Raw genomic sequence first — 10,754 nt, forward strand, 5'->3', positions numbered from 1 at the left:
GTAAATGGCTACCTTAGCGCAATGCCCCCGGCTCAGTCTGGAACGATTGTGCAGCCGTTGGTCAGGGCCTGGGCGCGCAGGGCCTCGAAGCGTTCGCGTAGCCACAGGTGCAATTGCTTCACGGCAGGCGTGAGTTGTTTGCGATGAGGGCAGACCAAGGTCAGCGGGGTAGGCTCGCCGATCAATTCGGGCAGGACCATTTCCAGTTCACCGGCTGCGATGTTGGCGCTGACATCCAGCCACGACTTGTAGACGATACCTTCCCCCTGGATGGCCAGGCGGCGGATGACGTCGGCATCGTCACTGACCAGCGGCCCACGCACCTGCACGGTGCGGTTACCCAACTGCCACTTGTCGTACACCCGGCTGTGCTGCATATACAGCAGGCAGGCATGCTGTTGCAGCGCGTCGGGGGTGAGCGGGCGGCCGTGACGGGCCAGGTAGTCGGGCGAGGCCACCAGCACTCGGCGGTTCCACTCGGCCAGTGGCAGGGCGATGTAGTTGGCATCCTGGTTGAGGCCATAGCGGATGGCTACATCCACGGGGTCGCGGTTGAGGTCGGCCATCTGGTCGGACAGCAAGAAGCGCAGTTGCAATGCCGGGTGGTCGTGGCGGAAGGCGCTGAGCCAGGGCAACAACATGTTGCGGCCCATGTCGGAAGGGGCCGACACCTGCAGGGTGCCGCGCAGGCTATTTGGGTTGCCATGCAGATCTTCATGGCCCTGGCGCAGGCTTTCCAGCACATTCAGTGCGGTTGGCAGGTAGCGCTCGCCCTCGGCGGTCAGGCGCAGGCTGCGGGTGGTGCGGGCGAACAGGCGTACATCCAGGTCGCGCTCCAGGCGTTTGATCGCGGCCGCCACCTGGCCTGGCAGCAGGCCTGCTTCATGGGCAGCGGCAGTGAAGCTACCCAGCACGCTGCTGCGGGCAAACAGTTCGAGGTCGTTGATGCGCAGCATTTTCATTCCAGGGATGAAAGTGTTGTTACATTGTGCCGCTTTTTCTTTTTTGCTGGAAAGATAAGATGCCCGGCAAATCCACTGTTCACTCCGGAGTTGTCGCATGGATACCGTATCGCTGGCCAAGCGCCGTTACACCACCAAAGCTTACGATGCCTCACGCCGCATTCCCCAGGCCACTGTCGACGCCCTGCTCGAGCAACTGCGTCACAGCCCGTCGTCGGTCAATTCCCAGCCCTGGCATTTCATCGTCGCCGACACGGCCGAAGGCAAGGCCCGCCTGGCCAAGAGCACTGCTGAGGGTTATGCCTACAACACGCAGAAGCTTCTCGATGCCTCGCATGTGATCGTGTTCTGCACCCGTACCGAGATGACTGAAGAACACCTGAACGCCGTGCTCGATCAAGAGGCCGCCGATGGCCGTTTCCGTGATGAGCAAGCGCGCGCCGGGCAAAACCAGAGCCGCCGTCACTACGTCAACCTGCACCGCTTCGACCAGAAGGATGTGCAGCACTGGATGGAAAAGCAAACCTATTTGGCGCTGGGTACTGCCTTGCTGGGTGCGGCGGCGCATGGGCTGGATGCCACGCCGATCGAGGGCTTCGACAGCAAGGTCCTCGATGCCGAACTGGGCTTGCGTGAGCGTGGGTTCACCAGTGTGGTGATCCTGAGCCTGGGTTATCGCAGTGAGGCGGACTTCAATGCCGGGCTGAACAAGTCGCGGTTGCCGGCATCGCAAGTGTTCACCTTCCTGTGAGGTTTGCGGGGCCGCTGTGCGGCCCTGGCAATGCTGGCGGTAAATCGGCAAAGCCCTGGCGTCGACCACCCGACCAGGCAAACTGGCAATGACCCGGCATATACCGCATACTTGTCGGCAAATGCCGAAAAGGAGCCTGCCATGCTTGCCGAAGTGCTACGCGACAACGGTTACCACGAGTACCGGGCGCGCTTGCAGGCGCTGCTGGACATTCCCGAGCTTGCCAGTGACTTCGAAATCCACACCCGCATCACCGATGGTTTTGCCGCCACCTGGTTGGTAAAGCTGACTGAACGCGGTGTGCTCACGCCGGTGGAGCGCGACCAGATCATTCCGCTGCGCACCCTCAAATCCCGTATCGAGCGTGACCAACCGCTGACCGTGGATGAGAGCGACCGGCTGTTCCGCTCGGCCCACATCACCGCCATGGCCGAGGCTGTGTTCGGGGAAGTGGGCAAGGCCAAACGCTGGCTTTCCAAGCCTAAGGAACGCTTCTCGGGGCTGACGCCGATGCAGATGCTCACCACCCAGCAAGGCACCACGCAGGTCGAAGAAATGCTGCTGCAGATTGCCGAGGGCTATGGCCTGTGATTTTGTGGCGAATCAGCGCCTATGCAGACTTGAGCGGTACGGGGGGCTTGCGTGTAAGTGGCCGCTGGCACCAGGCGGGTCGGCCAGTGGTGTATGCCGCCACCAGCCCTCCCGGGGCGATGCTGGAAGTGTTGGTGCACCTGGAGATCGACCCCGAAGATTTCCCTACCACCATGCGCTTGCTGCGCATCGAACTGCCCGACACGGTTTCCCAGGCGCAGTTGCCCGCTTTGCAGCCCGGCTGGTCTGCCCAACCTGAGTTGACCCGTACGCTGGGCAATCGCTTTCTGGATGACGGTTCGGCATTGCTGCTGCCGGTGCCAAGCGCGATCATGCCCAGCACCACCAATTACCTGTTCAACCCACGGCACCCGCAGGCGCAGAGCGCGAAAATCCAGGTTGAGGATTTCACCCCGGACAGCCGCCTGTTCTAGCCTCTGTACGAAAAGTCTTGAGACGCAGGTCAGGCAAGGCGAAAACAGCCGAGGTGGTCACCACAGTGCGGCCGATGCTGTCGTCAGCACTCGGCCAAACACTTCGAGCGCCTTGTCCACGTCAGCCTCGGTGCTGAAACGGCCGATGCTCAAGCGCACACTGTTGCGAGCCTGACGCTCATCCAGCCCCAGTGCCAGCAGCACATGCGAGGCAGCGTTGCTCGCCGAGTTGCAGGCCGAGGTGGTCGACAAGGCCAGCTCGCCGGCCAGCGCCGTGCTGTTGAAGCCCTTGCTGTCGATGCACAGGTTCAAGGTATGGGGAATGCGTTGCTTGGCGCAGCCGTTCAGGGTAACGCCAGGCATGGCCAGCAGGCCTGTGCGCAGGTGTCTTGCCAGTTGCTCAAGGCGCTGGTGCTCGCTGTCGCCAGGTTGGCCGGCCAAGGCAAAGGCACTGCCCATGCCCGCTATCTGATGGGTCGCCAGGGTGCCGGAACGCAGGCCCTGCTCATGGCCGCCGCCGTGCATCTGCGCACGCATCAGCACGCGGGCGCGCGGCCCGACATACAGCGCGCCGATGCCTTTCGGCCCGTAGACCTTGTGCGCCGAAAAAGACATCAGGTCCACGGCCATCGTACGCAGGTCGATAGCCAGCTTGCCCACGGCCTGCGCGGCATCCACGTGCAGCAGGGCACCGTGGGCACGCACCTGCTCGCCGATCGCGGCAAAATCGGTGACCGTGCCCAGTTCGTTGTTGACCGCCATCAGCGATACCAGGCGGGTGTCAGCGCGCAATGCTGCCTGCACACTCGCGGGCTGAATCAGGCCAGCGGCATCCGCTGCCAGGCGCGTAACGGCCCAGCCCTGACGTTCCAGCTCGGCTACGGTGTCGAGCACGGCCTTGTGTTCCAGCTGGCTGGTGATCAGGTGCCCGGGCTGGCCGATGCCTTGGGCAATACCCTTGAGCGCCAGGTTGTTGGACTCGGTCGCGCCCGAGGTCCATACCAGGTGCTCGGCGTGCGCGCCGACGCACTCGGCGACTTGTTGGCGCGCCTGCTCCACGGCGTGACGTGCAGCCTGGCCGAAGGCGTGGCCGCTGGACGCCGGGTTGCCGAAGTTGGCCTGGTTACCCAGGCAGGCGAGCATGGTTTCGATAACCCGGTCGTCGACTGGGGTAGTGGCGGCGTAATCGAAGTAGAGTGGGGCGCTAGGCATTGAGGGCGAGTCCGTGTCAGTGGCCGTGAAATTGGCGATCATTGACGTAAGCGTACCTGCCAGCAGCGGTGTTTTTTTCGTTTCCCTCAGGTCGATTCGCGATTATTTTAGAAAAAAATTCTCTATCGAAGAACTTTCATAGGGTTTTCTACTTTGTCTGGTGAAGGTCATGAAGGGTCCCTCGCCGGCACCGTCAGGTGGGCTCCAGAGCCTTCTCTTCCTCTGCAACCACGCGCTCGCACAATTCGGTGATCTGTTCGCGCATCCAGCGGTTGGCCGGGTCCTGGTCGGTGCTTTCATGCCAGTACAGGTGCGTTTCCAGTGCAGGCACCTCCACCGGCAGCGCCTGATAACGCAACTGATGGCGACGGGCGAAGCGCTCGGGAACCGTCATCGCCATGTCGGTCTGCTGCAACACCTGCGACGCCATCAGGTAGTGTTGCGAACGCAGGGCGACCTTGCGTTGAACACCCATCTTGCCCAGCGCCAGGTCGACGTAACCCAGGCCGTTGCGGCGGCTGGAGATATGGATGTGGGTCATGCCAAGGTAGCTGTCGAGGGTCAGCTTACTGTCGGCCAGCGGGTGGCCCTGGCGCAGGGCGCAGACATAGCGGTCCTGCATCAATTTGATGTGGCGCACCTGCGGGTCGGTGTTCAGTGGCGCGTCGATGGCAAAGTCCAGGCGGCCGGCCGCGAGTTCCTTGGTGGTCTCGCGGCGCTTGCACAGGAAGCTCTCGATCATTACCGCCGGCGCCAGGCGGCGCAGGCGCTGGAACAGCGGCGGCAAGATGACCGCTTCGGTAAGGTCGGTCATGCTGATGCGAAAGGTCTTGTTGGCCTGCTGCGGGTTGAACGTGCGGCTTTCCTGCACCGAGGTCCGCAGCAGCGCCAGGGCGTTGCGCACCGGGCCGATGATGTTCTGCGCCATGGGTGTGGGCACCATGCCTTGCGCGGTGCGCACGAACAGCGGGTCATTGAAGGTTTCGCGCAGGCGCGACAGGGCATTGGACACTGCCGGCTGGGTAATGCCGACGATCTGCCCGGCGCGGGTCAGGTTGGCTTCGGTGTAGATCGCATCGAACACGATGAACAGGTTGAGGTCGACCTTGCTAAGGTTCATGGGCGCCGCTCTTTGTTGGAATTATCGGCCGATCATATATCGGTTATGAATGTTTATACACGCGGAAAATAGACTAGGTGGATGGAGCAATGCTGCTCTAGGCTCTGGCCCAAGTATTCCGAACTGTGAAGGTAGCCCAGATGGATTTCGCCTATTCGCCCAAGGTCCAGGCACTGCGCGAGCGTGTCACTGCGTTCATGGACGCTCATGTCTACCCCGCCGAAGCCGTGTTCGAGCGCCAGGTCGCCGAGGGTGACCGCTGGCAGCCCACTGCAATCATGGAGGCGCTCAAGGCCAAGGCCCGCGCCGAAGGGTTGTGGAACCTGTTCTTGCCAGAGTCGGAATACGGCGCTGGCCTGAGTAACCTGGAGTACGCACCGTTGGCAGAAATCATGGGCCGCTCGTTGCTCGGGCCGGAGCCGTTCAACTGCTCGGCACCGGACACCGGCAACATGGAAGTGCTGGTGCGCTATGGCAGCGAGGCGCAGAAACGCCAGTGGCTGGAGCCGCTGCTGCGGGGCGAGATCCGCTCGGCGTTTGCCATGACCGAACCAGACGTGGCCTCGTCGGACGCCACCAACATGGCTGCTACCGCCATACGGGACGGTGACGAGTGGGTGATCAACGGCCGCAAGTGGTGGACTTCCGGCGCCTGCGACCCGCGCTGCAAGGTCATGATCTTCATGGGCCTGTCTGACCCTGAAGGGCCACGCCACCAGCAGCATTCCATGGTGCTGGTGCCGACCGACACGCCAGGCGTGAAGATCGTCCGCCCGCTGCCGGTGTTCGGTTATGACGATGCGCCCCATGGTCATGCCGAAGTCCTTTTCGAGAATGTGCGGGTGCCGTACGAAAACGTGATCCTTGGCGAAGGCCGCGGCTTCGAAATTGCCCAGGGCCGCCTGGGCCCAGGGCGTATCCACCACTGCATGCGCTCGATCGGCATGGCCGAGCGCGCACTGGAGCTGATGTGCAAGCGCTCGGTGGAGCGTACTGCTTTTGGTCGGCCACTGGCACGCTTGGGCGGCAACGTCGACAAGATCGCTGACTCGCGCATGGAAATCGACATGGCCCGGCTGCTGACGCTCAAAGCGGCCTACATGATGGACACTGTCGGCAACAAGGTGGCCCGTAGCGAGATCGCCCAGATCAAGGTGGTGGCGCCGAACGTGGCCTTGAAAGTGATCGACCGGGCTATCCAGATACATGGTGGGGCAGGGGTAAGCGGTGATTTCCCGCTGGCCTACATGTATGCCATGCAGCGCACCTTGCGCCTGGCTGACGGGCCGGATGAAGTGCACCGGGCCGCGATTGGCAAATACGAGATTGGCAAGTATGTGCCGGTGGAGATGTTGCGCAGCGGGCGGTGAACGCGTCAGCCTGCCCCGGCCCATTCGCGGGTGAACCCGCGCCTACACGGGCAGCACTCAGCTTGCCCGCGACGTGGCCAGTGCAAGTGATTCACTCAGGCACCTAGTTGCGTGTCTTTTTCCCTCTTGGACGCGGGTTCTTGTCCAATGGCGTGCGGCTGGTGCCCATCCACAATGTCATCCTTTTTTTGCCCCCGCGTCTTGATCAACGAAATCACCACCCCACCCAGCAACAACCCGAATGTCACGCCCAACGACAGCAGCGCCGGCACCTTGCCCACCATGCCGTGGTAGAAAATCTTGCAGCCAATGAAGATCAACACCAGCGCCAGTGCGTACTTGAGATAAACGAACCGGTGCATCAGCGCCGCCAGCGCGAAATACAGCGAGCGTAAGCCGAGGATGGCGAAGATGTTGGAGGTGTAGACGATGAACGGGTCCTGGGTGATGGCGAAGATCGCCGGCACGCTGTCGACGGCAAACACCAGGTCGGCCAGTTCGATCAGTACCAGCGCCAGGAACAGCGGGGTGGCATAACGCAACGCCTTGCTGTGCCCGGCCGGGGTGTGGCGTACGAAGAAGTGCGAGCCATGGATCTGGTCGGTAACCCGCATGTGCCGCCGCACGAACTTGAGGATCGGGTTGTTGGCCAGGTCCGGGCGGCTGTCTTCCTTCGACAGCGCCATTTTCACCCCGGTAAACAGCAGGAAGGCACCGAAGATGTAAAGCACCCAGGCAAAGTTCTGTACCAGCGCCGCGCCCACGCCGATCATGATGGCCCGCAGGAACACCACGCCCAGGATGCCCCAGAACAGCACGCGGTGCTGGTAGCGGCGGGGTATGGCGAAGTAGCTGAAGATCATCGCCATGACGAACACGTTGTCCATGGACAGCGATTGCTCGACCAAAAAACCGGTGTAGAACTCCAGTGCCGACTGCGCGCCCAACTGGTACCAGACCCCCGCGCCGAACAGCACACCGACACTGAAATAGCCTGAATACAGCAGCAGGCTCTCGCGCATTTCAATTTCCCGGTCGTGGCGGTGCAGCACGCCCAGGTCGAGCACCAGCAAACCGATGACGATGGCCATGAACACCAGCCACAACCAGGCGCTGGTACCGAGGACAGGTGTTGTGAGGAATGCTTGCAGAGCTGTCATGAGCCCCTCCTTGAATGTCGACGTTGCAAGGCAACAGTGATCCGACATGGCGGCTTGGCTGCCGTCAGAGGGGCCCGGTATCACATGGGCTTGAGCCTAGACCCGTTTGCCCGTGATGCCGAATGGGGAGCTGTTACATTTCTTTGCCAGTGCAGAGCTCAGGTCCGCAATCCTTTGCTCAGCCCGTTCCCTTCTATTAAGTAACCCCGGTTATAGCCAAAACCAATCGAAAGCATGAGCTTTGCCAATGAGCCTTCAGTGGGATGATTAGTTAGGATTCTATCCATCAACTGATTCCAACCCCATGAAGGAGCGTCTCTCATGCCAATCATCAACAGCCAGGTCAAACCCTTCAACGCCACCGCCTACCACAAAGGCGAGTTCGTTCAGGTCAGCGAAGCCGATCTGAAAGGCAAGTGGTCTGTCGTGTTCTTCTACCCGGCCGACTTCACCTTCGTTTGCCCGACCGAGCTGGGTGACCTTGCTGACAACTACGCCGAGTTCCAGAAACTGGGCGTGGAAATCTACGGTGTTTCCACTGACACCCACTTCACTCACAAAGCCTGGCACGACACTTCCGACACCATCGGCAAGATCGAATACCCGCTGATCGGTGACCCGACTCACGTCATTTCGCGCAACTTCGACGTGCTGATCGAAGAAGCCGGCCTGGCCGACCGCGGTACCTTCGTGATCAACCCGGAAGGCCAGATCAAGATTGTCGAGCTGAACGACGGTGGCGTTGGCCGTGATGCTGCTGAACTGCTGCGTAAGGTCAAGGCTGCCCAGTACGTTGCCGCTCACCCAGGCGAAGTGTGCCCGGCCAAGTGGAAAGAAGGCGAAGCCACTCTGGCGCCGTCGTTGGACCTCGTAGGCAAGATCTAAGGTCATGCCCATAACGCGGGCGGTAAGCAGCCGCCAAAGCTGAAATACCTACCGCCCCGTCAAGCGCCCGGGCGACCTCGCCTGGGCGTTTTTGTATCCGAGTTTTGAAAAAGGAATCGCCCGTATGTTGGACGCCACGCTTAAATCGCAACTGAAAACCTACCTGGAGCGGGTCACCCAGCCGATCGAGATCGTTGCCTCCCTCGACGACGGCGCGAAGTCCCGCGAATTGCACGACCTGCTGGTGGAGATTGCCGGCCTGTCGAACCTCATTACCTTCAGCGCGGACGGTACCGATGCCCGTCGTCCTTCGTTCTCGCTGAACCGCCCGGGTGCCGATATCAGCCTGCGCTTCGCCGGCATCCCCATGGGCCACGAGTTCACCTCGCTGGTGCTGGCACTGCTGCAAGTCGGCGGCCACCCGTCCAAGGCCAGTGCCGAAGTGATCGAGCAGATCCAGGCCCTGGAAGGTGAATTCAACTTCGAAACCTACTTCTCGCTGTCGTGCCAGAACTGCCCGGACGTCGTCCAGGCACTGAACCTGATGGCGGTACTCAACCCCAACGTGCGCCATGTTGCCATCGACGGTGCGCTGTTCCAGGACGAAGTGGAATCGCGCAAGATCATGGCGGTACCGAGTATCTACCTCAACGGTGAAGTGTTTGGTCAGGGCCGTATGGGCCTGGAAGAAATCATTGGCAAGATCGACACCAACGCTGGCGCCCGCCAGGCCGAGAAGATCAACGCCAAGGAAGCCTTTGACGTGCTGGTTGTCGGCGGTGGCCCCGCTGGCGCCGCTGCTGCTATCTACGCTGCCCGCAAGGGCATCCGCACCGGTGTTGCCGCCGAGCGCTTCGGCGGCCAGGTGCTGGACACTCTGGCCATCGAGAACTTCATCTCGGTGCAGGAAACCGAAGGGCCGAAGCTGGCCACGGCGCTGGAAGAGCACGTCAAACAGTACGACGTCGACATCATGAACCTGCAGCGCGGTGAAGCGCTGATTCCGGCCGCCGAGGGCGCTCTGCACGAAGTGCGCCTGGCGGGGGGCGCTTCGCTGAAGGCCAAGACCGTGATCCTGGCCACTGGCGCCCGCTGGCGCGAAATGAACGTGCCGGGTGAGCAAGAGTACCGTGGCCGCGGCGTGGCCTACTGCCCGCACTGTGACGGCCCGCTGTTCAAGGGCAAACGCGTGGCGGTGATTGGCGGCGGCAACTCGGGTGTGGAAGCGGCCATCGACCTGGCCGGTATCGTCGCCCAGGTGACGCTGATCGAGTTCGACAGCCAGTTGCGTGCCGATGCGGTGTTGCAACGCAAGCTGCGCAGCCTGCCGAACGTCAACGTGATCACCAGCGCCCTGACCACCGAGGTGCTGGGCAATGGCGAGAAGGTGACCGGCCTGCGCTACAAGGACCGCACCACGGATGAACAGCACGAAGTGGTACTGGAAGGCATCTTCGTACAGATTGGCCTGCTGCCTAACACTGACTGGCTGAAGGGCACCGTCGAGCTGTCGCCGCGTGGCGAAATCATTGTCGACGCCAAGGGCCAGACCAGTATCCCGGGTGTGTTTGCCGCAGGTGACGTGACTACCGTGCCGTACAAGCAGATCGTCATTGCGGTGGGTGAGGGGGCCAAGGCGTCGCTCGCGGCCTTTGACCACCTGATTCGGACTTCGGCACCGGCGTAAGCCTGTACGGCCCTTTCGCGGTTGAAGCCGCTCTCACAGGACTGCGCAGTTGTTGAAACTGTGAAGATCCCCGTAGGGGCGGGTTCACCCGCGAAGAGGCCGGGCCTGCTGGCCAATCTCCACCAGTCGTTCACCGTTGCTGCCGCTACCGTATTCGCGGGTAAACCCGCTCCTACACAGATCGGTGGTAGACACACATCCGAGNTTGTTGAAACTGTGAAGATCCCCGTAGGGGCGGGTTCACCCGCGAAGAGGCCGGGCCTGCTGGCCAATCTCCACCAGTCGTTCACCGTTGCTGCCGCTACCGTATTCGCGGGTAAACCCGCTCCTACACAGATCGGTGGTAGACACACATCCGAGGGTTGGACACAGGCCGTTGTAGGAGCGGGTTTACCCGCGAAGAGGCCGGGCCTGCTGGCCAATCTCCACCAGTCGTTCACCGTTGCTGCCGCTACCGTATTCGCGGGTAAACCCGCTCCTACACAGATCGGTGGTAGACACACATCCGAGGGTTGGACACAGGCCGTTGTAGGAGCGGGTTTACCCGCGAAGAGGCCGGGCCTGCTGGCCAATCTCCACCAG

At 61.7% G+C, this 10,754-nt stretch carries 10 protein-coding genes; 6 read left to right on the forward strand and 4 right to left on the reverse strand.

Features of this window, described 5'->3' with window-relative positions; all coding sequences use genetic code 11:
* Positions 1 to 32: 32 nt before the first annotated feature.
* Positions 33 to 956 (reverse strand): LysR family transcriptional regulator, encoded by a 924-nt coding sequence (locus tag FQ668_RS12200; RefSeq protein ID WP_019438774.1) that lies wholly within the window; start codon positions 954 to 956, stop codon positions 33 to 35.
* Between the two features lie 103 nt (positions 957 to 1,059).
* Between FQ668_RS12200 and FQ668_RS12205 the strand changes: the two genes are divergently transcribed.
* The 3 genes from FQ668_RS12205 (at position 1,060) to FQ668_RS12215 (ending at position 2,738) form a co-directional block, all read left to right on the forward strand.
* Positions 1,060 to 1,713 carry an oxygen-insensitive NAD(P)H-dependent nitroreductase NfsB gene (locus FQ668_RS12205; protein ID WP_014591578.1) on the forward strand — a complete coding sequence of 218 codons (654 nt, stop codon included), beginning with the start codon at positions 1,060 to 1,062 and terminating at the stop codon, positions 1,711 to 1,713.
* A 141-nt stretch (positions 1,714 to 1,854) separates the two neighbouring features.
* Positions 1,855 to 2,304, forward strand: coding sequence for an antitoxin Xre/MbcA/ParS toxin-binding domain-containing protein (locus tag FQ668_RS12210; protein WP_014591577.1), 450 nt, complete (start codon positions 1,855 to 1,857; stop codon positions 2,302 to 2,304).
* The gene (locus tag FQ668_RS12215) at positions 2,301 to 2,738 is read left to right on the forward strand and encodes an RES family NAD+ phosphorylase (protein WP_012052908.1); all 438 of its coding nucleotides are present in this window, start codon (positions 2,301 to 2,303) and stop codon (positions 2,736 to 2,738) included. Before FQ668_RS12210 ends, FQ668_RS12215 begins: the two co-directional genes overlap by 4 nt.
* A gap of 57 nt (positions 2,739 to 2,795) precedes the next feature.
* On the opposite strand, the gene FQ668_RS12220 is transcribed toward FQ668_RS12215, so the two are convergent.
* Positions 2,796 to 3,950, reverse strand: coding sequence for a cysteine desulfurase family protein (locus FQ668_RS12220; protein WP_019438775.1), 1,155 nt, complete (start codon positions 3,948 to 3,950; stop codon positions 2,796 to 2,798).
* A 193-nt stretch (positions 3,951 to 4,143) separates the two neighbouring features.
* Positions 4,144 to 5,070, reverse strand: a complete 927-nt coding sequence (locus FQ668_RS12225; protein ID WP_014591574.1) for a LysR family transcriptional regulator — start codon at positions 5,068 to 5,070, stop codon at positions 4,144 to 4,146.
* Positions 5,071 to 5,210: 140 nt separating this feature from the next.
* On the opposite strand from FQ668_RS12225, the gene FQ668_RS12230 reads away from it, so the two are divergent.
* Positions 5,211 to 6,440, forward strand: coding sequence for an acyl-CoA dehydrogenase (locus FQ668_RS12230; protein ID WP_003250533.1), 1,230 nt, complete (start codon positions 5,211 to 5,213; stop codon positions 6,438 to 6,440).
* Between the two features lie 95 nt (positions 6,441 to 6,535).
* On the opposite strand, the gene FQ668_RS12235 is transcribed toward FQ668_RS12230, so the two are convergent.
* On the reverse strand, positions 6,536 to 7,600 hold the full coding sequence (locus tag FQ668_RS12235; protein ID WP_014591573.1) for a TerC family protein: 1,065 nt from the start codon (positions 7,598 to 7,600) through the stop codon (positions 6,536 to 6,538).
* Positions 7,601 to 7,921: 321 nt separating this feature from the next.
* Here FQ668_RS12235 and ahpC point away from each other — a divergent pair, with 321 nt between their 5' ends.
* Positions 7,922 to 8,485, forward strand: a complete 564-nt coding sequence (gene ahpC, locus FQ668_RS12240; protein ID WP_003250537.1) for an alkyl hydroperoxide reductase subunit C — start codon at positions 7,922 to 7,924, stop codon at positions 8,483 to 8,485.
* A gap of 124 nt (positions 8,486 to 8,609) precedes the next feature.
* Positions 8,610 to 10,172 (forward strand): alkyl hydroperoxide reductase subunit F, encoded by a 1,563-nt coding sequence (ahpF, locus tag FQ668_RS12245; RefSeq protein ID WP_019438776.1) that lies wholly within the window; start codon positions 8,610 to 8,612, stop codon positions 10,170 to 10,172.
* The last annotated feature ends 582 nt before the right edge of the window (positions 10,173 to 10,754 follow it).

Origin of the sequence: Pseudomonas sp. Kh14, from assembly GCF_900291005.1 — a bacterium.
Lineage (GTDB): Bacteria > Pseudomonadota > Gammaproteobacteria > Pseudomonadales > Pseudomonadaceae > Aquipseudomonas > Aquipseudomonas alloputida.

Coding starts and splice junctions, on each gene's coding strand:
- FQ668_RS12200 (WP_019438774.1), bottom strand. CDS start 956: ATGCTGCGCATCAACGACCTCGAACTGTTTGCCCGCAGCAGCGTGCTG.
- FQ668_RS12205 (WP_014591578.1), top strand. CDS start 1,060: ATGGATACCGTATCGCTGGCCAAGCGCCGTTACACCACCAAAGCTTAC.
- FQ668_RS12210 (WP_014591577.1), top strand. CDS start 1,855: ATGCTTGCCGAAGTGCTACGCGACAACGGTTACCACGAGTACCGGGCG.
- FQ668_RS12220 (WP_019438775.1), bottom strand. CDS start 3,950: ATGCCTAGCGCCCCACTCTACTTCGATTACGCCGCCACTACCCCAGTC.
- FQ668_RS12225 (WP_014591574.1), bottom strand. CDS start 5,070: ATGAACCTTAGCAAGGTCGACCTCAACCTGTTCATCGTGTTCGATGCG.
- FQ668_RS12230 (WP_003250533.1), top strand. CDS start 5,211: ATGGATTTCGCCTATTCGCCCAAGGTCCAGGCACTGCGCGAGCGTGTC.
- FQ668_RS12235 (WP_014591573.1), bottom strand. CDS start 7,600: ATGACAGCTCTGCAAGCATTCCTCACAACACCTGTCCTCGGTACCAGC.
- ahpC (WP_003250537.1), top strand. CDS start 7,922: ATGCCAATCATCAACAGCCAGGTCAAACCCTTCAACGCCACCGCCTAC.
- ahpF (WP_019438776.1), top strand. CDS start 8,610: ATGTTGGACGCCACGCTTAAATCGCAACTGAAAACCTACCTGGAGCGG.